The sequence below is a fragment of the Phenylobacterium sp. genome, from assembly GCF_016793225.1.
In the GTDB taxonomy this organism is placed as follows: Bacteria; Pseudomonadota; Alphaproteobacteria; order Caulobacterales; family Caulobacteraceae; genus Phenylobacterium.
Map to the genome: position 1 here is coordinate 42,989 of NZ_JAEUMN010000069.1, position 21,983 is coordinate 64,971.

General features: G+C 71.7%; 23 protein-coding genes and 1 pseudogene. 16 read left to right on the plus strand and 8 right to left on the minus strand.

Annotated features, from left to right (window positions below; genetic code table 11):
• Positions 1-10 precede the first annotated feature (10 nt).
• Both JNK30_RS07640 and JNK30_RS07645 read left to right on the plus strand, forming a co-directional pair.
• Complete coding sequence (locus tag JNK30_RS07640) at positions 11-553, plus strand: tetratricopeptide repeat protein (protein WP_293481465.1); 543 nt, start codon at positions 11-13, stop codon at positions 551-553.
• A gap of 9 nt (positions 554-562) precedes the next feature.
• Entirely contained in the window at positions 563-1,819 is a 1,257-nt protein-coding gene (locus JNK30_RS07645; protein ID WP_293481466.1) for a DUF1254 domain-containing protein, read from the plus strand.
• On the opposite strand, the gene JNK30_RS07650 is transcribed toward JNK30_RS07645, so the two are convergent.
• Positions 1,816-3,648 (minus strand): NAD(P)/FAD-dependent oxidoreductase, encoded by a 1,833-nt coding sequence (locus tag JNK30_RS07650; protein WP_293481467.1) that lies wholly within the window; start codon positions 3,646-3,648, stop codon positions 1,816-1,818. The two genes, JNK30_RS07645 and JNK30_RS07650, sit on opposite strands and share 4 nt — an antisense overlap.
• Before the next feature lie 130 nt (positions 3,649-3,778).
• Between JNK30_RS07650 and JNK30_RS07655 the strand changes: the two genes are divergently transcribed.
• The 5 genes from JNK30_RS07655 (at position 3,779) to JNK30_RS07675 (ending at position 9,698) form a co-directional block, all read left to right on the plus strand.
• Positions 3,779-4,801 carry an NADP-dependent oxidoreductase gene (locus tag JNK30_RS07655; protein ID WP_293481468.1) on the plus strand — a complete coding sequence of 341 codons (1,023 nt, stop codon included), beginning with the start codon at positions 3,779-3,781 and terminating at the stop codon, positions 4,799-4,801.
• Between the two features lie 70 nt (positions 4,802-4,871).
• The gene (locus JNK30_RS07660) at positions 4,872-6,911 is read left to right on the plus strand and encodes a S9 family peptidase (protein ID WP_293481469.1); all 2,040 of its coding nucleotides are present in this window, start codon (positions 4,872-4,874) and stop codon (positions 6,909-6,911) included.
• An 86-nt stretch (positions 6,912-6,997) separates the two neighbouring features.
• The gene (locus tag JNK30_RS07665) at positions 6,998-7,963 is read left to right on the plus strand and encodes a hypothetical protein (protein ID WP_293481470.1); all 966 of its coding nucleotides are present in this window, start codon (positions 6,998-7,000) and stop codon (positions 7,961-7,963) included.
• A gap of 157 nt (positions 7,964-8,120) precedes the next feature.
• Positions 8,121-8,564, plus strand: coding sequence for a helix-turn-helix domain-containing protein (locus tag JNK30_RS07670; RefSeq protein ID WP_293481471.1), 444 nt, complete (start codon positions 8,121-8,123; stop codon positions 8,562-8,564).
• A 105-nt stretch (positions 8,565-8,669) separates the two neighbouring features.
• Complete coding sequence (locus JNK30_RS07675) at positions 8,670-9,698, plus strand: alpha/beta fold hydrolase (RefSeq protein WP_293481472.1); 1,029 nt, start codon at positions 8,670-8,672, stop codon at positions 9,696-9,698.
• A 3-nt stretch (positions 9,699-9,701) separates the two neighbouring features.
• Here the strand turns inward: JNK30_RS07675 and JNK30_RS07680 are convergent, their stop codons facing one another.
• A complete protein-coding gene (locus tag JNK30_RS07680; RefSeq protein ID WP_293481473.1) occupies positions 9,702-10,952 on the minus strand; it encodes a TetR/AcrR family transcriptional regulator in 1,251 nt (416 codons plus the stop codon).
• Positions 10,953-11,064: 112 nt separating this feature from the next.
• Between JNK30_RS07680 and JNK30_RS07685 the strand changes: the two genes are divergently transcribed.
• Positions 11,065-12,234 carry a CoA transferase gene (locus tag JNK30_RS07685; RefSeq protein WP_293481474.1) on the plus strand — a complete coding sequence of 390 codons (1,170 nt, stop codon included), beginning with the start codon at positions 11,065-11,067 and terminating at the stop codon, positions 12,232-12,234.
• A gap of 203 nt (positions 12,235-12,437) precedes the next feature.
• On the opposite strand, the gene upp is transcribed toward JNK30_RS07685, so the two are convergent.
• Genes upp through JNK30_RS07700 form a run of 3 tightly spaced genes read right to left on the minus strand, consistent with a single transcriptional unit; the run spans position 12,438 to position 15,515 of the window.
• Entirely contained in the window at positions 12,438-13,079 is a 642-nt protein-coding gene (gene upp / locus JNK30_RS07690) for a uracil phosphoribosyltransferase (RefSeq protein WP_293481475.1), read from the minus strand.
• Positions 13,080-13,091: 12 nt separating this feature from the next.
• A complete protein-coding gene (locus JNK30_RS07695) occupies positions 13,092-14,258 on the minus strand; it encodes a DUF1688 family protein (RefSeq protein WP_293481476.1) in 1,167 nt (388 codons plus the stop codon).
• Positions 14,259-15,515, minus strand: a complete 1,257-nt coding sequence (locus JNK30_RS07700; protein ID WP_293481477.1) for a GTP cyclohydrolase II — start codon at positions 15,513-15,515, stop codon at positions 14,259-14,261.
• Positions 15,516-15,791: 276 nt separating this feature from the next.
• Between JNK30_RS07700 and JNK30_RS07705 the strand changes: the two genes are divergently transcribed.
• Genes JNK30_RS07705 through ureG form a run of 8 tightly spaced genes read left to right on the plus strand, consistent with a single transcriptional unit; the run spans position 15,792 to position 20,888 of the window.
• Positions 15,792-16,616: an urease accessory protein UreD gene (locus JNK30_RS07705; protein ID WP_293481478.1), complete on the plus strand. Its 825-nt coding sequence runs from the start codon at positions 15,792-15,794 to the stop codon at positions 16,614-16,616.
• A 1-nt stretch (position 16,617) separates the two neighbouring features.
• Positions 16,618-16,920, plus strand: a complete 303-nt coding sequence (locus tag JNK30_RS07710) for an urease subunit gamma (protein ID WP_293481479.1) — start codon at positions 16,618-16,620, stop codon at positions 16,918-16,920.
• Between the two features lie 11 nt (positions 16,921-16,931).
• The gene (locus tag JNK30_RS07715; RefSeq protein WP_293481480.1) at positions 16,932-17,132 is read left to right on the plus strand and encodes a hypothetical protein; all 201 of its coding nucleotides are present in this window, start codon (positions 16,932-16,934) and stop codon (positions 17,130-17,132) included.
• Positions 17,129-17,434 carry an urease subunit beta gene (locus JNK30_RS07720; protein ID WP_367118736.1) on the plus strand — a complete coding sequence of 102 codons (306 nt, stop codon included), beginning with the start codon at positions 17,129-17,131 and terminating at the stop codon, positions 17,432-17,434. The genes JNK30_RS07715 and JNK30_RS07720 overlap by 4 nt, the downstream gene beginning before the upstream one ends.
• On the plus strand, positions 17,434-19,143 hold the full coding sequence (gene ureC / locus JNK30_RS07725; RefSeq protein WP_293481482.1) for an urease subunit alpha: 1,710 nt from the start codon (positions 17,434-17,436) through the stop codon (positions 19,141-19,143). Before JNK30_RS07720 ends, ureC begins: the two co-directional genes overlap by 1 nt.
• Positions 19,143-19,610: an urease accessory protein UreE gene (locus tag JNK30_RS07730; protein WP_293481483.1), complete on the plus strand. Its 468-nt coding sequence runs from the start codon at positions 19,143-19,145 to the stop codon at positions 19,608-19,610. The genes ureC and JNK30_RS07730 overlap by 1 nt, the downstream gene beginning before the upstream one ends.
• Positions 19,600-20,256: an urease accessory protein UreF gene (locus JNK30_RS07735; RefSeq protein ID WP_293481484.1), complete on the plus strand. Its 657-nt coding sequence runs from the start codon at positions 19,600-19,602 to the stop codon at positions 20,254-20,256. Before JNK30_RS07730 ends, JNK30_RS07735 begins: the two co-directional genes overlap by 11 nt.
• Positions 20,253-20,888: an urease accessory protein UreG gene (ureG, locus tag JNK30_RS07740; protein ID WP_293481485.1), complete on the plus strand. Its 636-nt coding sequence runs from the start codon at positions 20,253-20,255 to the stop codon at positions 20,886-20,888. Before JNK30_RS07735 ends, ureG begins: the two co-directional genes overlap by 4 nt.
• On the opposite strand, the gene JNK30_RS07745 is transcribed toward ureG, so the two are convergent.
• The 3 genes and pseudogenes from JNK30_RS07745 to JNK30_RS07755 form a co-directional block, all read right to left on the minus strand.
• The gene (locus JNK30_RS07745) at positions 20,885-21,157 is read right to left on the minus strand and encodes a type II toxin-antitoxin system RelE/ParE family toxin (protein WP_367118735.1); all 273 of its coding nucleotides are present in this window, start codon (positions 21,155-21,157) and stop codon (positions 20,885-20,887) included. The two genes, ureG and JNK30_RS07745, sit on opposite strands and share 4 nt — an antisense overlap.
• The gene (locus tag JNK30_RS07750; RefSeq protein WP_293481486.1) at positions 21,145-21,342 is read right to left on the minus strand and encodes a CopG family transcriptional regulator; all 198 of its coding nucleotides are present in this window, start codon (positions 21,340-21,342) and stop codon (positions 21,145-21,147) included. Before JNK30_RS07750 ends, JNK30_RS07745 begins: the two co-directional genes overlap by 13 nt.
• Positions 21,343-21,409: 67 nt before the next feature.
• Positions 21,410-21,983 (minus strand): annotated as a pseudogene (locus tag JNK30_RS07755) (allantoicase); the annotation flags it as partial.

Sequence of the window (21,983 nt, forward strand, 5' to 3'; positions counted from 1 at the left end):
GGAGAGGCTCATGCGGCGTCTGGGCATGACGGGGATCGCGGCGGCGACGCTCGCGGCGGCGGCTGTGCTGGGCGGCGCGTCCGCGCACGCGCAGTTCGCCTCCGAGATCGAGGCCTATGAGTCGGGGGCCAACGCCCTGGCCGACGCCCAGCGCGACGTGACCCAGCGCGCGATCGACGAAGCCAACCGGGCGCTGAAGGCCAAGGACTACGCCAGGGCCCGCCGCTACGCCGCCACGGTGACGCGGGCCGACCCCAAGCGCGTGGAGTCGTGGCTCCTGCTCGGCGCCGCCCAGCAGGGTCTCGGCGACTGGTCGGCCGCGCGACGGACCTACACGACGGCGGTGCGCATCGCGCCCAAGCACCCCGAGGCGCGCGCGGGCCTGGGGATGGCCTACGCGCACACGGGAGATCCCAAGGCGGCCGCCGAGCTCGCCTGGCTGGCTGGGCAGGTCGCGGAGTGCGACGGATGCTGGCGCGCCTCCCAGCTCACGGGCTGGAAGACGGCGCTGGAAGCCGCCATCCAGGCGACGCCGGCCGCCGGCTCCCGCTGACGAGAGCGCATGACCCAAGCCGACCTCAACGCCCTCGAGCGCGCCGCCCGCCTGGCCTGGACCTTCACGCTGCCCCTGATCGAGGTGGCCTCGGCCCGCACGGCCGCCTTCGCCGGCGGCGGGCCCTGGAACACCTTCGCCCACGGCCGCGACCTCGTGGACCATACGGCGCGCGAGATCACCACGCCCAACAACGACACGCTCTACTCGTCGGCCCACGTCGACCTCTCCCGGGGGCCCGTGACGGTGACGATTCCGCCCACGGGCGGACGCTACTTCTCCCTCGCGCTGATGGACGCCTACACCAACAACTTCGCCATCCTGGGCACGCGCACGACCGGCGGGGACGGCGGTCGCTACGTGCTCGTGGGGCCCGACGAGCCGCGCGCGGGCCGGGATGTCGTGCGTGCGCCCACCCGCCGCGTCTGGGCGCTGGCCCGGATCCTCGTCGAGGGCGAGCACGATCTCGACGCCGCCCGCGCCGTTCAGGACGGGCTGCGGATGCAGGGGCCGGCGGTCGACGCCCCGCCGCCGGCCGCAAGCCGTGACGCGCCGTGGCAGGACTACTTCCGAAGCGCCGCGCGCCTGATGGCCGAGAATCCGCCTCTCCTCCAGGACGGCGTCATCGTCCAGGCCATGGCGCCGCTGGGCCTGGACGCCTTCGATCCGGATCGGTTCACGGCCGACGAGCAGGCCGCCATCGCCCGCGGCGTCGCGCAGGCCCGGCAGGGCAGCCTGCGCAGCGGGCTGAAGAAGGCGCCGTTCACCGAGGGCTGGACCTACCCCTATGCGCGCCTGGGCGACTTCGGCCAGGAGTACGACTACCGCGCCGCGGTCGCCATCGGAGGGCTCGCCGCCCTGCCGCCGGAAGAGGCCATGTACATGCGCGCCAAGGGCGACCTGCCGCGCTACCTGTTCGACCCCGGGGCGCTCTGGCGGCTGCACTTTCCGGCAGACCGCCTGCTGCCGGTGAACTCGTTCTGGTCGCTGACCCTCTACGAGGGCACGGACGACGGGCAGTTCTTCTTCGCCGACAACCCCTTGCGCCGCTACGCCATCGGCGACCGCTCGCCGGGGCTCCGCTACAATCCGGACGGCTCGCTGGACATCTGGATCGGCCGGGACAACCCGGGCGAGGACCGCGTCGCCAACTGGCTGCCCGCGTCGGACAGGCCCTTCTCCCTGTTCCTGCGCGCCTACCTGCCCAGGCCCGACCTGCTCCACGGGGCCTACCTCGTGCCGCCCGTGGAGCGCGTGCAGTCCTAGTTCAGCGCGAGCCCCGGCAGGTCGCCGTTCGCCCGCCAGGCCTTCAGCACGTCGAAGAAGACGAGCGGTCCGGCGCCGTACATGTCGGAGAAGAAGCCCTGCCGGTTCCCGGCGGCGCCTTCCGAGTTGTAGTAGCCGGGCGTGCACTCGGAATAGAACCTCTGGCCCATGCGGGCGAGGCTTCGGACCTCGTCCACGTAGGCGGCTTCCGCCTCGCGCGTCGGCTCCAGCGCCTCGGCGCCCCGCTTGCGGGCCTCGGTGACCATGTACGTCACGTGCCGGGCCTGTTCGTTGAGCGCCTGGGGCACCGAAACCGTCACCGCGGTCTGGGTGAAGCCCAGGAAGAAGCAGTTGGGGAAGCCGGCGGTGGTCAGGCCGTGCAGGGTCCGGATGCCCTCGCCCCAGTGGTCCGAGAGCCTGACGCCGCCGCGCCCAACCACGTCGTAGCCCGCGCGGCGCGTGTAGCTGGTGCCCACCTCGAACCCGGTCGCGAACACCAGGCAGTCGACGTCGTAGGCGCGTCCGTTCGCCACCACCGCCGTCTCGGTCAGGGCCTCCACGCCCCGCCCCTGGGTGTCCACCAGGGTCACGTTGGGACGATTGTAGGTGTCCAGGTACTCGTCGTGGAAACAGGGCCGCTTGCAGAACTGGCGGTACCAGGGTTTCAGGGCCGCGGCCGTGGCCGGGTCCTTCACGATCGCGTCCACCCGCGCCCGCACCTGGTTCATCTTGCGGTAGTCGGCGAGTTCCAGGAGCTGGGCCCGCTCCTCGCTGGTCAGCCGCCGTCCGAGCTGCTTGCCCGCCTTCTTCACCGCCGCGTTCTGAAGGTTGCGGAAGATGTCGGTCCAGCCGTCATGGACGAGGTCTTCCTCGGCGTCGCCGCCCGAGACCAGGATGTTGAAGTTGTCCATCCGCCGCTGCTGCCAGCCCGGCGTCAGCGACTTCGCCCAGTCGGGGTCGGTGGGGGCGTTGTTGCGCACGTCCACCGACGAGGGCGTCCGCTGGAACACGAAGAGTTCCTTCGCCCATTCGCCGAGGTGGGGGATGCACTGGATCGCCGTGGCGCCGGTGCCGATGATGCCGACCCGCTTGTCCGCGAGCCCGGTCAGCCCGCCGCTCGGATCGCCGCCGGTGTAGCGGTAGTCCCACCGCGACGTGTGGAAGGTGTGGCCCTTGAAGTCGTTGATGCCGGGGATGCCCGGCAGCTTCGGGCGGTTCAGCGGCCCGCTGGCCATGGCCACGTACTGTGTCTTGAACCGGTCCCCGCGGTTGGTCGACACCCACCACCGCTTCGCGACCTCGTCCCACTCCAGGCCCGTGATGGACGTCTGGAACAGCGCGTCGTCGTAGAGCCGGAAGTGTCGGCCGATGTTGCGGCTGTGCTCCAGGATTTCGGGCGCGAACGAGTATTTGTGCCGGGGGATGTATCCCAGCTCCTCGAGCAGGGGCAGGTAGACGTAGCTTTCCACGTCGCACATGGCGCCCGGGTAGCGGTTCCAGTACCAAGTGCCGCCGAAGTCGCCCGCGACGTCGATCACGCGGATGCGCTCGAACCCGGCCTCGCGCAGGCGCGCGCCCATCAGCAGGCCCCCGAAGCCGCCCCCGATGATGGCGAACTCGACCTCGTCCGTCACCGGCGCCCGCGTGAAGCCGGGCTCCACGTAGGGGTCGTCGACGTAGTGCGAGAACTCCGCCGTGACCTGCACGTACTGGCCCACGCCGTCGGGCCGGATCCGCTTGTCGCGCTCGGCGAGGTACTTCGCGTGCAGGGCGTCGGGATCGAAGTCGATCACTCCGACGATGGCGGCGAGTTCAGGGCGGATCGTCATGCCCGGAATTTGGCGCCCGGACCCGCGCGTGCGTCAAACGATTGTTGAGGCTGGCCGCCTGTGGCTCGGTTTTCCGGGCGCCGCTCTCGCCACGCGCCGCTAAAGTGCCGGCGAACGCTGGAGACATCGCATGAACCGCTACTGGACCCTGGCCAAGCGCCCGCCGCCGCCGTGGCCGGACGAGGGCACGTTCGCGCTGCGCGAGGCGCCGACCCCGAAGCCCGACCCGGGTCAGGCGCTCACGCGCACCCTCTACGTCTCGCTGGATCCCTACCAGTGGGGCTACAAGCGGCGCGGCGTGGAGCCGGAGGGCGCGCCGTGCCACGCCCGCACCGTGGCCCAGGTGGTCGAGAGCCGGATCGACGGGCTGGCCCCCGGCGACTTCGTCTTCTGCACCAACGGCTGGGCCGAGTACGGGCTGATCGGCGAAGGCGTCCCGCGCCCCGGCTACATGGTTCCCCGCAGGCTGGACCCCGCGCGCGGCCGCATCTCGCAGGCCGTCGGCGTGCTGGGCATGCTGGGCCTCACCGCGTACGCCGGCATGATCCTCCAGTGCGACCCGAAGCCGGGCGAGACCGTGGTCGTCTCCGCGGCGTCGGGCGGCGTCGGCCAGATCGCGGGCCAGCTCGCGCGGCTCAAGGGCGCCCGCGTGGTCGGCATCGCCGGGCGCGAGGAGAAGTGCGCCTATGTCACCGGCGAGCTGGGCTTCGACGCCTGCGTCAGCCACCTGTCGCCCAGCTTCGCGCAGGACCTGGCGGCGGCCTGCCCCGACGGCGTGGACGTCTACTTCGAGAACGTCGGCGGGGCGGTCTTCGAAGCCGTGCTGCCGCTGTTCAACAGCAAGGCGCGGATGACGATCTGCGGCCTCATCGCCCACTACGGCGACGTGGGCGGCGACGCCGGCGCCGCCGAGCGCGCGGCCGCAGAGGCCCGGGGCGTCACGGTCACCAACCTCTTCGTCGGCGACTACGTCGAGGGCCACCACGACGCCTTCCTGGACGACATGGTCCCCTGGGTCGCCGAGGGGCGCGTGAAGTACCGCGAGGACATCCGCGAGGGCCTGGAGACCATCCCCGCGGCCTTCGCCGAAATGCTGAAGGGCGGCAACTTCGGCAAGATGCTCGTCCGGGTGGCTCCCGACCCGACGCTCTGAGCTTCGGCCTGCGGCTGGACAAAGGTCTGCCCCCGCCCTCTTCTGCAGCCTGGTTCGGGGAGCGAGACGGATGCGGCTGGCAGGATTGATCGGCGCCGTGATGCTGGCGACGGCGGGCGGAGCCTGGTCGCAGAGCGTGGAGCCGCCGCCCCGGGCCTTCGGGGCCCGCGACCTGTTCGGCCTGCAGCAGGCCAGCGATCCGCAGGTCCGGCCCGATGGCGGGGCGATCGCCTATGTGCGCGTGGCCAACGACATCATGACCGACCGCGCCCGGCGGTCGATCTGGCTGGTCGACCCGCAGAGCGGCGTGCAGTCGCCGTTGGTCGTCGACGAGAACGCGAACCTGGGCCCCCGCTGGTCGCCGGACGGTTCGCGGCTGGCCTATGTGGCGGCGGGCGCGGACGGCGTGCAGCTGATGGTGCGCTGGATGGCCTCGGGGCGTTCGGCGCGGGTCGCCAGCCTGGAGCAGGCGCCCAACGACATCGCCTGGTCGCCCGACGGCAGGTCGCTGGCGTTCACGATGCTGGTGGCCGACGAAGGCCGGCCGCTGGCGCCGCCGCTCAGCAAGCCCGCGGGCGCGAAGTGGGCCGAGCCGTTGAAGGTGATCGACCGCGTGACCTTCCGCGCCGATGGCGAAGGCTTCCTCAAGCCCGGTTACCGGCACCTGTTCATGGTCTCGGCCGACGGCGGCCAGCCGCGCCAGCTCACCTTCGGGAAGTTCGACGACGCCGGGCCGATCAGCTTCACGCGCGACGGCAAGTCCGTGCTGTTCTCCACCAACCGCGCCGAGACCTGGGAGCGCGACCCGCAGGAATCCGAGGTCTACGCGGTGGGCGTCGCGGACGGCGCGATGCGCCGGCTCACCAACCGCGTGGGGCCCGACGCGAGCCCGTCCGTCTCGCCCGACGGATCGAAGATCGCCTACCTGGGGTACGACGACGCCCGGCGCCGGGGCTACGAGAACGTCCGGCTCCACGTGATGGACGGCGACGGCCGCAACGTGCGTGTGCTGACCGGCGGCCTGGACCGAAGCGTCAACGCGGCCGAATGGGCCCCCGACGGCAAGAGCCTGTACATCCTCTACGACGACGAGGGCGTGGTCCGCGTCGCGCGCGTCGGCCTGGACGGCAAGGTGGAGCCCCTCTTCACCGGCGTCGGCGGCGGCGGCCTGGACCGGCCCTACACCGGCGGCCAGTTCTCGGTCGGGCGCGGGGGGCTGATCGCGTTCACGGCCACGACCCCCGAGCGGCCGGCGGACCTCGCGATCTGGAGCGGCGGGCGCGTCCGGCGGCTGACCGATCTCAACGCCGACCTGTTCGCCGGCAAGACCCTGGGCAGGGTCGAGGCCCTGCCGGTCACGTCCAGCTACGACCGCAAGCCGATCGGCGCCTGGATCGTCTATCCGCCGAACTTCGACCCCGCGAAGAAGCACCCGTTGATCCTGGAGATCCACGGCGGCCCCTTCGCCGCCTACGGCCCCACCTTCGCCACCGACATGCAGCTCTACGCGGCGGCGGGCTACGTCGTGGTCTATGCCAACCCGCGCGGCTCGACGTCCTACGGGGAGGCCTTCGCCAACGAGATCGACCGGAACTACCCCAGCCGCGACTACGACGACCTGATGAGCGCGGTGGACGCCGCGATCGCCAAGGGCTTCGTCGACGAGAAGCGGCTCTATGTGACCGGCGGGTCGGGCGGCGGCCTGCTGACGGCCTGGATCACCGGCAAGACGGACCGGTTCCGCGCCGCGGCGACCCAGAAGCCGGTGATCAACTGGGCGAGCCAGGTGCTGACCACCGACGGCTATGCGTTCATGGGGCCCTACTGGTTCGGCAAGATGCCGTGGGAGGACCCCCAGGGCTACTGGGCCCGCTCGCCGCTCTCGCTGGTGGGCAACGTCAAGACGCCGACCCTGGTGGTCGTGGGCGACAAGGACGACCGGACGCCCCCGTCCGAGGCGGACCAGTACTTCGCGGCCCTGCAGATCCGCGGCGTGCCCACGATGCTGGTCCGCGTGCCCGACGCCAGCCACGGCGGCATCGCGGCGCGGCCGTCCCAGTCGGCGGCGAAGGCGGCCGCCATCCTGGCGTGGTTCGAGCGCTACAAGTAGGCGCACCCCCACGGCAATGGATGCCAAGGGTCTTCGGACGTGTTCTATATCGTCCCGACACGTTGGGTGACGGGGGTGATCGGAGCATGGCGCGCGATGCGGCGTCGCTGTCGGCCATCCGCGCGTCGGCGCGGCTCGCGAACGGCTTCGCGCTCGACCTCGTCAAGCTGGGCGGCTTCGGGCGCGACGTCATCGACGGGCTGCTCCTGACCGCCATCAGCCAGGCCAACGTCACGCTGATCACGCGCAGTCCCGAGCTGCAGGCCCGCTACGCGACGCTCGACCAGGCCCCGCCCGACGACCTGCGACGGCCGGTCAGCCTCAGCGCCCTGTCCAATTCGCTGCGGATCCCGTTCGAGACGGTCCGCCGGCGGGTGACGGCCCTCGCGGACCTCGGCATTGTCCGCATCCAGCCGCGGGGCGTCATCCTGCCGAGCGCGCCGCTCAGTTCGCCGCTCTACCGGATGATGGCCGAGGCGCACTACAACCTGGTCCGCAGCCTGTACGTCCGCCTGCGCGCGATCGGCCTGCTCGAGCACCTGCAGCGGACCGGAGAGCCCGCCTTCGAGACCCAGAACCCGCCCATGCGGCTGGTGAACCGCCTGTCCGCCGAATACCTGCTGCGCCTGGCCGAACCGATCAGCCGCGAGGTGGGAGACGTCGTCACGGGACTGATCCTGATGGACATCATCCAGGCGAACACCCAGCACCTGCCGGACGGCGACGCGGGGTCCGATGCGGACGGCTGGTCGCCCGACGGCTTCGTGCCCGACGAGCAGCGCAAGGGCGTCCGCGCGGCGACCCTGAGCGAGCGGCTGGGCATCGCCCCCGAGACCGTCCGCCGGCACCTGGCGCGGCTCGCCGAGCGCGACCTGTGTGAACGAAAGGGGGACGGATTCGTCGTCCCGGCCCGCGTCCTGGCCCGCGAGCTGTTCGTCCAGTACATGCTGGACAATCAGTCGCACGTGCACCGCCTCTGCTCCGCCCTGGCAGATTTTGGGGTTCTGCCACTTTGGGAACGCGAGATCTTGTCCCTCAAGGGCGCAGCCTGACCGAAACGAGAACGCGCCACGCCCCCAAAATGGGTAGGCGTCGATTTCCCTGCCGTGAGAGCTTGCCGCAACTTATGGACGTACCTCGGGGGAGGTACGGATGCGGGGGCCGCCCATCGGGGGGTGGCGCGGTCCCCGCTTCACTTGGTCGGGGGCAATGACGAAACCTTTGGAACGCGAGATCAAGGGCGCACCGGTGCTCAGGCCCGCCGACACCGGCCGCGGCGACGGCCCCCACCCTGTGGACCGGCACGTGGGCCTTCGGATCCGCATGCGGCGCAAGGAAATGGGCGTCAGCCAGGAGCGGCTGGCCGAATCCCTCGGCATCACCTTCCAGCAGGTCCAGAAGTACGAGCGCGGCGCCAACCGCGTTTCCGCCTCCAAGCTCTGGGAGATCGCCGCGGCGCTCAGGACGCCGGTGGCCTACTTCTACGACGGCCTGGGCGACCAGGAGACCCTCGCGGCGCAACGCGACGCCGCGCAGGAGTTCATGTGCTCCAGCGAGGGCATGGAGCTGATGGCGGCCTTCCCGCGCATCGCCGAACCGGCCGTGCGCCGCAAGATCGTCGAACTCGTCCGCGTCGTCGCCGAAGAGTCCTGACACCCATCCCGCGGCGCGGCCGCACCCCGTTCCCACCTGCGGCGAAGGCGCGCGGGCGAAGGCTGTGATATGCACACGGCCAAACGGAACAGGGGGAGCAGGACCATGGGCGCATTCGACAGGCTGGCCATCGTCGCCCTTGCGGGCGGGCTCATGCTGGCGACCGCCGCCGCCGCGCAGCAGCCGGCCGCGCCGAGGCGCAACCCGGCCGACCCCGCGACCTGGACCACCGGCCGCGCCGCCGACTACCGCGCGCCGGCCGACGTCGCCTTCCGGACGGTCAGCATCCTCAGCGAGGGCGTCCGCCTCCACGGCGAGATGTTCGCGCCCAAGGCCAAGGCGGGCCAGAAGCTGCCCACCATCATCATGGGGCACGGCTGGGGCGGCACGGCCTCGGGCTTCCGCGCCGACGCCGTGCAGATGGCCCGCGCGGGCTACCAGGTCCTCGCGTTCGACTACCGCGGCTGGGGCGAGAGCGACAGCCGGGTGGTTCTGACGAAGCCGCAGCCGAACCCGCTGCCGCCCGGGCGCCGCTTCACGGCCGAGGTCGAGGCCGTGCGCGGCTACGTCGACCCGTCGGAACAGACCCAGGACTGGTTCAACGTCCTCGACTGGGCGGCCGCCGAGCCGACGGTCGACGCGGGACGCATCGGGATCCGCGGATCGAGCTTCTCGGGCGGGCTGGTGGTCTATGTCGCCGCGCGGGACGAACGGGTGAAGGCGCTGGTCTCACAGGTGGGCTCGGTCCCGTCCAGCCCGCCGGCCGGCGCGGTCAATCCGGCCGCCGCCTCGATGCGCCAGCAGGCGGCGCGCCTGGCCCGCGGCGAGGTCGGCTACCCCGAACCCGGGGCGCAGGTGGTCGGCGGCCTCATCGGCGCGCCCATCGGCGACAAGCTGCTGCGCTGGACCCCTGGGGACGACGCGCCGAACGTGCGCGCGGCCAGCCTGTTCATCATCGCCGAGAACGAGGAGCTGTTCGACAACCGGCCGAACGCGATCCTCGCCAGCACCCGCGTGAAGGGTCCGTCGAAGCTGGTCACCCTGCCGGGGATCAAGCACTACGGGGTCTACTCGGAGAAGCGCGAGGAGGCCGTGAACCTGGCCATCGCCTGGTTCGACGAGCACCTGAAATAGGCCTCACGCCGCCGGCGAGACGAGCCCCTCGAACAGCGGGCGCACGTAGTGGGCGATGACGTCCTGCGCGGCGAGCCCGGGCGTCCAGTAGTGCAGTTCGGCGGCCGCGTTGATGGCGGTCGTGATCGTCTGGGACGCGATGTTCACGTCCACCGGCGCCACCGATCCGTCGGCGATCCCGTCGCAGAGGATGGACGCGAAGCGGTACGAAATCCGGTCGAAGCGCTGCAGCAGCCCCAGTCGGATCGCCTCCGGCACGGCGCTGAGCGCCGAGGTGCGCAACAGCGGCGCCTGCCCGCTCATCTGGTGTTCGATGAGGGCCGAGACCGCCGACACCAGCACGTCGCGGCCGGATCCCCCCTCACGCTCGGCGGCGTGGATCGCGCCCCACATCAGGTCGAACGTGCGCTGGAAGCAGCCGACGACCAGTTCGTCCTTGGTCTCGTTGTGGTGGTAGAAGGCGCCCTTCGACACGTTCAGCCTGGCCGAGATGCGCTCGACCGAGGCGCCGTGATAGCCCTCGTCGTTGATCAGCTGGGTCGCCGCGCGCAGAAACGGCTCGGCCGACGCCGCGGCGCCGGGATCGCGGGAGAGGTCCAGCGGCCTGGGCGTCGTCCAGCTCGTCCCCCGCCCCAGCAGGCCTTGCGTCAGGATCGCGATCATCCGTTCGGCAGTGCGAGGATAGTCGGCCGGCTCGACCTGGTGCTGCCAGGCGCAGATCCACAGCACCTGGCTCAGCAGCAGATGCGCCCGGGCGTTGCGGTGCAGGCGCGGCAGGGTCTCCTGCCCCGGCAGCAGCCGGCGAAAGCCGCGGAACATGTCCACATAGGCGGTGTTCACCGCCGGCGCGTTCAGCGCGCGAACGTCGCTGTACACCGGCAGGACGTCGGCTTCCCCTCGTCCCACGCGCGCGGCGTGGTCGAACCAGGCCCGAAGGAAGGCCGCCAGGCGCTCGTCCGCGGTCGCCTCGCGGCCGGCCTCGCCGAGCAGCCCCTGGTAGGTCTCGATTCCCTTGAGGAAGGCCGCCGCCGCGAGCTCTTCCTTGTTGCGGAAGTAGTAGATGACCCCGGTGGGCACGAGGTCCAGGCGCGCGGCCACGTCGCCCAGCGTCATGCCGCGGACGCCCTTGCGGTTCATCTCCTCGATCGCGGAGCGGACGATGGCGTTTCGCTTGGCCTCGAAGCGCCGCGTCGGCCGTCGCGCGCCCGCCGCTTCCGCGGCGGCCGCTCCGGCGTCGTTCGCTGGTCTCCCCATGGCGGCATCTTTATCCAAAACGCGCCGGTCCTCCATGCCCCCTTCCGCGGCGTGAGTTGGCGCCGCGGCGCTGGCGCGTTTAGTTGGACGGCGGGTTTGCGGGAGATGCGTGATGCTGCTTGAGGGTCTGAAGGTCGTGGAGATGTCGACCTGGGTGGCGGGCCCGTCCTGCGCCGCGGTCCTGGCGGACTGGGGCGCCGAGGTGATCAAGGTGGAGAGCCCGATCGGCGACGTCACCCGCGCCTTCTTCGCGAATCCCGAGAACGGCCAGAGCCCGATCTTCGCCAACGAGAACCGCGGCAAGAAGGGCGTCGTCCTCGACACCACCCAGCCGCAGGGCCGCGCGGCGCTGAAGGCGCTGCTTCGGGACGCCGACATCTTCGTGACCAACACCCGGCCGGGCTCGCTGAAGAAGATCGGGCTCGACTACGACAGCCTGAAGGGCGACTTCCCCAGGCTCATCTACGCCGCCGTCACCGGCTTCGGCCTCACGGGCCCGTACGCGGACGAGGGCGGGTTCGACATCACGGCCTTCTGGGCGCGCAGCGGCGTGGCCCACGCCACCATCCCGACCGACCAGGAGCCGTTCCCCTCGCGGCCGGGGTTCGGCGACCACATGACGGCGATCACGACCGTGGCCGGCATCCTGGCCGCCCTGCACGAGCGCCACGGCACGGGACGCGGCCGGCTGGTCGAGACCAGCCTCCTGCGCGCCGGCAGCTACGCCATCAGCTGGGACCTCGCCCTCCAGCTCTACTACGGCGAGGTGCAGACCGCGGGGCCGCGCAACGACCGCCCCGTGGCGATCTCCGGGTTCTTCCGCACCAAGGACGACCGGCACCTGGTGATCGTGCCCAAGAACGTGAACTGCTTCACCAATGTGATGATCGCCATCGACCGCCCCGAGGTGGTGGCCGACCCCCGCTTCGAACTGCCGATGCTGGACCTCGACATCGTGCGCGAGGCCCGCGCCATCTGCGACGAGGGGTTCGCCCGCTTCACGCTCGAGGAGATGGGCGAGCGGCTGAACAGCCTGGACGTCGCGTGGGGCCCCCTGGGGACGCTCGCCGAGCACGCGGCCTCGGAGCGGGCGGAGCTCGCAGGGTGCTTCGTGGAGCTGGAGGATGGCCTTGGCGGCGTCTTCCGCGCTCCCGCCACTCCCGTGCGGTTCCCCGAAGGCGCGCCGCCCGTGCGTCGCCCGGCGCCCGGCCTCGGCCAGCACACGCGGGAGGTGCTGGAGGCGGCCGGCCTGACGGCGGAAGAGATCGAGAAGGTGCTCTGAGGCGCCGCCGCCCGGCCGACGAAGAATGGGCCGCGCAGGCGAACCGCGCGGCCCAAGGTCGAGGAAGGAGAACGCCCCGAGAGGGCTGACCCATCAGCGCCCGCCGGTCGGTCCGGCGCAATCGCGGGGCGTCCCGCGCCGCGGATCGCTCGAATATCGCCCAGCTTCGAGGCAGGACCGCGCCAGGCTGCCCGCTTTCCCGGCTATCGGGTGCCGTACATGCGGTCGCCGGCGTCGCCCAGGCCCGGCAGGATGTAGCCGTGGTCGTTCAGCCGCTCGTCGATGGCGGCGGTCCAGACCTTCACGTCGGCGTGGTGGCCCCGGAACTTCGACAGGCCCTCGGGCGAGGCGAGGAGGCACGCCATCCGGATGTCCCGCGCGCCCGCTTCCAGCAGCCGGTCGACCGCCGCGATGGCCGTGTTGCCGGTGGCCAGCATCGGGTCGATCACGATCACCGTCCGCTCGGCGATGTCGGCGGGCGCCTTGAAGTAGTACTCCACGCAATGCAGCGTCGCGGGGTCGCGGTAGAGGCCGATGTGGGCGACACGCGCGGCCGGAACCAGCTCCAGCATGCCTTCCAGCATGCCGAGCCCCGAGCGGAGCACGGGGGCGAACACCAGCTTCTTGCCGGCGAGGCTCTTGGCGGTCATCCGCTGCAGCGGCGTCTCGATCTCCACGTCCTCGAGCGGCAGGTCGCGGGTGACCTCGTAGCAGACGAGCGCCGCGATCTCCTTGAGGAGCTGCCGGAAGCTCTTGGTGGACGTGTCCTTCATCCGCATGAGCGTCAGCTTGTGCTGGACCAGCGGATGATCGACGACCGTGACGCCCTTGGTAAGCCTGGCCATCTGCAGTCCCCCCTAGAAAACCGTGCCGTCCGATACGACGGCGATCGGCGGTCCGCCGTCCGCGCGCAGCTGGCGGGCGATCCGCCGGCCCGCCGACCAGGTGCCGCCCTCCAGCACCCGCGCCAGCGGGAACTCCTCGGGCCGCACGCCCAGGCGCCCGCGCACCATCGGCGCGATCCGGTCGAGGAGCGCCACCGTGAGAGAGCGCCAGCCCACCACCAGCGGGCTGTCCACCGCGTGGGCCCGCGCCGCATCCCCGGCGTCCGCCAGCTGCAGCACGCCCGTGTCCACGAACAGCCCGCCGTTGCGGTACTCGGCGAGGCCGGTCAGGCCGTCGACGTCGGTCACCTCGACGCCCGCCCACTGCAGCGGCTCGATCAGCGAATAGCTCATCCACTGCGACAGCTTGTGCAGCGGCACGTAGCCGTCCACGGCGGGGTGCGTCCAGCAGTCGCCGAGCGGCGTCCCGTCGAGGCTGAGCCGTCCCGGCCAGATCGGGCCCAGGCGGTCCAGAAGCACCTCCAGGATGACCGGCGCCGGCAACCGCCCGCCTTCCGCGCGGCCGGCCATCTCGTCGAACAGCACGGCGGGGCGGCCCACCGCCTCGCCCAGCCGCCGCAACAGCGACGCCCGGCCCTCCAGACCCACCATCGGGTTGTCCGCACGCACCTGGAACGCCCGCGCCACGGCCTCCGCGTCTACCCGATCCAGGGCGTCCGCCCGCATCGGATCGGCCGGGTCCGACGACAGGGCGCCGGACTCGAACATCCGCAGCGACGCGATGCCCAGGCCCTCGGAACGCCCGATCTCCACCCCCGTGGCGGCGTCGCGGTATCGCCACGCCGCGCCCGCGCCCGCATCCAGCAGCACGGACGGGATCACCAGGTCGAAGGCGACGCGGCCCAGCTCGGTGGGATCGGACGGCTTCGCCGCCTCGGCCCACAGGTCGCGGCCCCCGGCGACGAACATCCGCCACCGCGCGTGGAACGGCACGGCCAGGTCCGGGTAGTTCGCCCTCACCGTCTCCGCCGTGAGGTCGGCCGCCGCCTCCAGCCGCGTCAGGTCCACGCGCCACTCGGCCAGCGCGCCCGCCTGGGCCAGGGCCAGCATCTCGTGCGACCGCTCGCGCACGGCGTGGGCGGACAGCAGGCGACGCGCTTGCTGAAGAAGGTCGGACAACTAGAAGGCCTTCAGGTCACGACCCACGACCTTCTTCAGGTCGTCCTCGCTGGGCGCGCCCTCGGGCGTGAAGTAGCCGGCCGCCTTCTTGGCCTCCATTTCCACGCTCGCGTCCGGCGGCACCAGCTCGTCCGGGATCGGCACGCGCTCGCCGATCTCGATCCCGCCGCCGACGAGCGCGTCGTACTTCATGTTGGACATCGAGACGAAGCGGTCGATCCGGCGGATGCCCAGCCAGTGGATCACGTCGGGCATCAGCTGCTGGAAGCGCGCGTCCTGAACCCCCGCCACGCATTCCGTGCGCTCGAAGTAGGTGGCCGCCTGGTCCCCGCCGGGCTGGCGCTTGCGCGCGTTGTAGACGAGGAACTTCGTCACCTCGCCCAGGGCCCGGCCTTCCTTGCGGTTGTAGACGATCAGGCCCGTGCCGCCCTGCTGCGCCTGGCGCGTCGCCTCCTCGATCCCGTGGGTGAGATAGGGCCGGCAGGTGCAGATGTCGGATCCGAAGACGTCCGAGCCGTTGCATTCGTCGTGCACGCGGCAGGTCAGCGGAACCCTGCGGTCGCCCAGCTTCGTGGCGTCGCCGAAGATGTAGAGGGTGATCCCGCCGATCGGCGGCAGGAACACCTGCATGTCGGGCCGCGTGACCAGTTCGGGGTACATGCCGCCGGTCTGCTCGAAGAGCGTACGGCGCAGGGTCTGCTCATCCACGCCGAAGCGCTGGGCCACCCCCGGCAGATGCCAGACGGGGTCGATGGCCGCCTTCGTCACCGCCACGTCGCCCGTATCGTGCAGGACCTTGCCGTCGGGCTTCAGGCGCCCGGCGCGGACGGCCGCATGGATCTCGGGCAGGTCGATGCGCGCCTTGGTCACCGCGATCGTCGGCCGGATGTCGACCCCCTCGGCGATCTCGGCGGCGAAGTCCTCGGCGATGCGCGCGCCCCAGGGATCGAGCGAGACGATCCGGCCCGGCTCGCTCCACTGCGGATGCGGGCCGACCGGCACGACGGGATGGGTGTTGACGAGCTCGGGGCGGACCATCGGGTCCATGGCCCCCGAGGCGACCGCCAGGGCGCGATAGACCGAGTAGGCGCCGCCGTGCGCCCCGATGGCGTTGCGGTCCGATCCTGCGTTCGCGGTGGCCACCACGGGCCCGCGCTCACGGGCGGTCGCGGCGTCCCAGCGGATGGGGAAGCGGCTCGCCGCCCCCGCACCGGGATGCGAGGTGAGCCGGATATGGGATGTCCTGTTGCCGGACATGGATAGGCAAGCCTCCAGAGTCGAAAAGGCCCCGCGCGGTCTCGCCGGCGCAGGGCCTTTGAGAGCGAACACTGATCCTAGGCTGCGGAATTGGCAAGATTTCCTGAACCGGGCCGCCCTTCCCCACCCCCGCACGCGCACGCCGCGGCCACCCCGGGACTGGACGGGGCAAAGCCGCCCGCAGGGTGACGCCCAAAAAATAGGCGCCGTACGTTTCGACCCGGCCCGCGGGCGCCCATGGCTGGACAGGCGGCGGCGCCACCCCAGGCTGTCACGATGATCCAAGGGCCCGCCTCTCTGCCGGACCTTCCCGTCCTCCAGCGCGCGAGGGGCGAGGGCCGCGTCACGGTCGCGAGCGACGGCCGGCGCACCCGGCTCCAGCGGCTCTACCAGGAGGGCTGCGCCAACATCCGCCTCCCGGCCTCGGACGGGGCCGAGGCGGTGCTGATCAACACCGCCGGGGGCCTTACGGGGGGCGACCGGCTGAGCTGGTCCGCGGAGGTCGCGGAGGGCGCGGCCCTCACCTTGACGTCCCAGGCCTGCGAGAAGGTCTATCGGGCCCGCGACGGCGTGGCCGAGGTCGCCGTCAGGCTCGAGGTCCGCGAGCAGGGCCGGCTCGACTGGCTGCCGCAGGAGACGATCCTGTTCGACGGCGGAGCGATATCGCGCCGGCTCGAGGCCGATCTGGCGCCCGGCGCGCGCCTGCTGGCGACGGAAGCCGTGGTGCTGGGCCGCTCGGCCATGGGCGAGACGGTCCGCCGTGGCCTGCTGCGGGACCGCTGGCGAATCCGGCAGGAGGGCCGGCTGATCTTCGCCGACGACCTGCGGCTGGAGGGCGCGGTGGCGGACCTCGCGGGCCGCGCGCCGCTTCTGGACGGTGCGCGGGCCTTCGCCTCGATCCTTGTGGTCGACGGAGAGGCCGGGCGGCTTCTCGCGCCGCTCCGCGCGCTGCTGGGCCCGGGCGGCGGCGCGAGCGCCTTCGACGGCAAGCTCTTCGCCCGCGTGGCGGCCCCCGACGGCCTCGCCCTTCGCCGCGTGCTGCTGCCCGCGCTGGAACTGCTGCGGGACGGCCGCCCCCTGCCCCGCGTGTGGAGGACCTGACGTGAACCTGACCCCGCGCGAGAAGGACAAGCTGCTGGTGGCCATGGCCGCCGAGGTCGCCCGCAAGCGCCTGGCGCGCGGCGTGAAGCTGAACCATCCCGAGGCCGTGGCGCTCATCACCGACTTCGTGGTGGAGGGCGCCCGCGACGGCCGGCCCGTGGCCGACCTCATGGAGGCCGGGGCGCACGTCATCACCCGCGCCCAGTGCATGGCCGGGGTTCCCGAGATGATCCACGACGTCCAGGTCGAGGCCACGTTCCCCGACGGCACGAAGCTCGTGACCGTCCACCACCCGATCCGCTGAAGGAGACCCCGATGCGCTGGAAACTCGTCCTGCTCGCAGCCCTGGCCGGCACGCCGGCCCTGGCCCACGATGGTCATCACGAGACGCTCGCCGCGGCCGAGCAGGCGCGGCACCTGCTGACCCAGCCGGACCACGTCCTGGCGCTGGCGGCGCTGGTCGTCCTGGCGGCGACCGGCGGCTGGGCGTGGCGTCGCGCCACGGTCCGCAAGTGATCCCGGGCGAGGTCATCGCGGCGCAGGGCGACATCGAGCTGAACGCCGGCGCTCCTGTCGTGACGTTGCGCGTGGCCAATACCGGCGACCGGCCGATCCAGGTGGGCAGCCACTACCATTTCAGCGAAACCAACCCGGCCCTGCGCTTCGACCGTGCGGCCGCGCGGGGCCTCCGCCTGGACATCGCCGCCGGCACGGCCGTGCGGTTCGAACCCGGCCAGGAGCGCGAGGTCGCGCTGGTCCCGCTCGCGGGCGCCCGCACGGTCTACGGCTTCCGCCAGGACGTGATGGGCCCGCTCTGATGCCCGCCCGGATCGCCCGCGCCGCCTACGCCGACATGTTCGGCCCCACCACCGGGGACCGCGTGCGCCTGGCCGACACCGAACTCTTCGTCGAGGTCGAGCGCGACTTCACCACCTATGGCGAGGAGGTGAAGTTCGGCGGCGGCAAGGTGATCCGCGACGGCATGGGCCAGTCCCAGGCGACCCGCGCGGCGGGCGCCGTCGACACGGTGATCACCAACGCCCTCATCATCGACCACTGGGGCGTCGTGAAGGCCGACGTGGGCCTGAAGGACGGCCGCATCGCCGCCATCGGCAAGGCCGGCAATCCCGACACCCAGCCAGGCGTCGGCATCGTCATCGGCCCGGGCACCGAGATCATCGCCGGCGAGGGCAAGATCCTGACCGCCGGCGCGATGGACGCCCACATCCACTTCATCTGCCCGCAGCAGATCGAGGAGGCGCTGATGAGCGGCGTCACCACCATGCTGGGCGGCGGCACGGGCCCGGCGACCGGGACCAACGCCACCACCTGCACGCCCGGCCCCTGGCACCTGGCCCGCATGATCGAGGCCGCCGACGCGTTTCCCATGAACCTGGCCTTCGCGGGGAAGGGCAACGCCAGCCTGCCGGACGCCCTGGTCGAACAGGTGGCGGGCGGCGCCTGCGCGCTGAAGCTGCACGAGGACTGGGGCACCACGCCCGCCGCGATCGACTGCTGCCTGTCGGTCGCCGACGACCACGACATCCAGGTGATGATCCACACCGACACCCTGAACGAGAGCGGGTTCGTCGAGGACACCATCGCCGCGCTGAAGGGCCGGACGATCCACGCCTTCCACACCGAGGGCGCGGGCGGCGGCCACGCGCCCGACATCCTCAAGGTGGCGGGGTTCGCCAACGTCATCCCGTCGTCCACGAACCCGACGCGGCCCTACACGCGCAACACCCTGGCCGAGCACCTCGACATGCTCATGGTGTGCCACCACCTCGACCCGGCGATCCCCGAGGACGTGGCCTTCGCCGAGAGCCGGATCCGCAAGGAGACCATCGCCGCCGAGGACATCCTGCACGACCTGGGCGCGCTCTCGATCATCTCGTCCGACAGCCAGGCCATGGGCCGGGTGGGCGAGGTGCTGATCCGCACCTGGCAGACCGCAGACAAGATGAAGCGCCAGCGGGGCCCGCTCCCCGGCGACGGCCCCGCCGACAACGCCCGGGTCAAGCGCTACATCGCCAAGGTCACCATCAACCCGGCCATCGCCCACGGGCTCTCGGCCCACATCGGCAGCGTCGAGGCGGGCAAGCGCGCTGACCTCGTGCTCTGGAACCCGGCCTTCTTCGGCGTGAAGCCCGACCTGGTGCTGCTGGGCGGGTCGATCGCCGCCGCCCCGATGGGCGACCCCAACGCCTCGATCCCCACGCCGCAGCCGGTGCACTACCGGCCGATGTTCGCGGCCTACGGCCGGAACGTCTCGCGCTCGTCGGTGGTCTTCACCTCGAAGCTGGCGCTCGAGCGGGGTCTGCCCGAGCGGCTGGGGACCTGGAAGGCGATGGTGGCGGTCGAGAACGTGCGCGGCGGCATCGGCAAGGCCGCCATGATCCACAACGCCGCCACCCCGGTGATCGAGGTGGATCCCGAGACCTACGAAGTCCGCGCCGACGGCGAACTCCTCACCTGCGAGCCCGCTGACGTCCTGCCCATGGCCCAGAGGTACTTCCTGTTCTGATGACGACCATGACCCCCATCACCCGCATCGCCCCCGCCGGCGGCTGGGCCGGCTTCGCCGCCGACATGGTGGTGCTGGACTACGACGGCCGCCACCGCCGCCGCGTGGTCCTGACCGGCGTGTCCGGAACCCGCTACCTCCTGGACCTCGCCGAGGCCGCCCATCTGCGCGACGGCGACGGCCTGCTGCTCGCGGAGGGCGGCGTGGTGCAGGTGATCGCCAAGGCCGAACCGCTCCTCGAGGTCCGCGCCGGCACGCCGGAGGGGCTCCTGCGCCTCGCCTGGCACATCGGCAACCGTCACCTCGCGGCGCAGGTGTTCGAGGACCGCATCCTCATCCGGCGCGACCACGTGATCGCACACATGCTCGAGCACCAGGGCGCGCGGATCCGCGAGATCGAGGCGCCGTTCGATCCCGAGGGCGGCGCCTACCACGGCCATCAGCACAGCCACGACCATGCCCACTGAAGCCCGCCTGCTGCGGCTGCTGACCTGGCTGTCGCCGGCCTTTCCGACCGGCGCCTTCGGCTTCTCGCACGGTCTCGAGACCGCCATCCGGGACGGCGCCGTCGACGACACGCGCTCGCTCACCGCCTGGCTCGCCGGCCTGATCGAGCACGGCTCGGCGTGGAGCGACGCGGTGCTGGTCAAGGCGGCCTGGACGGCGAGCACGGCCGAGGACCATGCGGCGCTGGACGACGTGGCCGAGCTGGCCGAGGCGCTCTGTCCGTCGCTCGAACGCCGGCGCGAGACGATGGCGCAGGGCGAGGCGTTCCTGACCGCCGTCGCGGCGTGGAGCCCGCCGCCCATCGTGCGGGCCCCCTACCCCGTCGCCCTGGGCGCGGCCGCCGGCGCGGCGGGCCTGCCGCTCGAGCCGGCGCTGGCCGCCTGGCTGCACGCCTTCGCCTCGAACCTGGTCAGCGTCGCCGTGCGCGCCGTGCCGCTGGGCCAGTCCGACGCCCTGCAGGTGATCGCCGCGCTGGAGCCGGTGATCGTGCGCACCGCCAACCGCGCCGCCGCCTCGACCCTGGACGACCTCGGTTCGGCGTCGGTCGTCTCGGACATCGCCTCGATGCGGCACGAAACCCTGGACGGGAGGCTCTTCGGCTCATGAACGGACACGGCCTCAATGGTCCCCTGCGCGTCGGCATCGGCGGCCCCGTCGGATCGGGCAAGACCACCCTCACCGAGAAGCTCTGCAAGGCGATGCGCGACCGCTGGTCCATCGCGGTCGTCACCAACGACATCTACACCCAGGAAGACGCCCTGATCCTGAACCGGCTGCAGGCGCTGCCCGAGGACCGGATCCTGGGCGTGGAGACCGGCGGCTGCCCGCACACCGCGATCCGCGAGGACGCCTCGCTCAACCTGGCCGCCATCGCCGAGATGAACCGCCGCCACCCCGGCCTGGACGTGATCTTCATCGAGAGCGGCGGCGACAACCTCGCGGCCACCTTCAGCCCGGATCTCGCGGACCTCACGCTCTACGTCGTCAGCGTCTGCCAGGGCGAGAAGATTCCCCGCAAGGGCGGCCCGGCGATCACGCGCTCGGACCTGCTGATCATCAACAAGACCGACCTCGCCCCGCACGTGGGCGCCGACCTCGCCGTCATGGACCGCGACGCCCGCGCCGCACGTGGCGAGCGCCCCTACGTCTTCACCGACCTGACGCGGCTGAAGGGGCTGGACGACGTGATCGGCTACCTGGTCGAGGCCGGTGGCCTGCCGGAGAAGCTCGCGGCTTAGCGGGGACGACGTGCGCCGTGGCGGATCGCGACGACCTCCACAAGCTCCGGCGTGACACGGTACCTGAAAAGATTGGGCCACACGGTGGTCAACTCCCGAAGCCCCTCGGCGATCGGGCGCCCACGCTCGGGCATCTCGGCCAGGCTATCGGCGACCGACGCCAGCCTTGCCGCCAAGCGCGCGGCCGCGAGAGGGCTGAACTCCGACACATAGTCGCGTACGGCGACGAGATTTGCCTGCGCCTCCGCAGACCAGATCAGTCGCCGCACTTCGGCGGCGGCAGCTCATCGGGCGTGCCCCACGACAAGAGCCATCGCATCACGGCTTCGTGGCTGATCACGCGCCCGGCTTCGAGGTCCGCGATGCCACGGAGCGTCGACGCTTCGACGGCGGCGTCGTCCTCAATGTCGAAGACGCCGGGCTCTTCCTCAAAGCCATCTTCGGGCTCGCTCATTGGCATCTCCTAGCACGCCTGGAACGGAATGTGAACATCAGACGGAGGCCGAGGCCGCGCGCCAGGCCTACCGCACCACCGTCCCCAGCATCCGCAGCCGGCTGACGCCGCCGTCGGGGAAGATGTTGAGGCGCACGAAGCGGATCGGTCCCAGGTCGGCCAGCTCGCCGCGGAACGTGTGGATGTGGTCGGCCTGCAGCTTCACCTCGGGCAGCAGCAGGGGCCACCCCTCGGACTGGGCGGCGATCTCCTGCGGCGAGCCGTGGGCGCGGCGCGTGGCCTGGATCGAGCACCGGTCGGGGTAGTTGCCCTTGAAGTGCGCGGTGTCGACGACGACCTCCGAGATCCGCCCGAAGGCGCCCAGCTCCAGCACCGCCCAGTCGTGCCCCGGCTCGCGGCGGCGCCGCGTCTCCCAGCCGTCGCCCATGTCGACGCCGCGGCCCGGCGCCGTCAGGTTCTCCACGCGCCCGAAATGCTCGTCGTTGGCGATGATCCCGCGCCCGCCCCAGCCCATGGCGAGCAGATCGATGACCTCGGCGTCGGCCACCTTCGACCAGTCGGGGTCGACGCGGCCCCAGACGCGCAGGCGCGCCACGCCGCCGTCGGGGAAGATGTGCAGCCGCACGTGCGTGGCCGGCCGG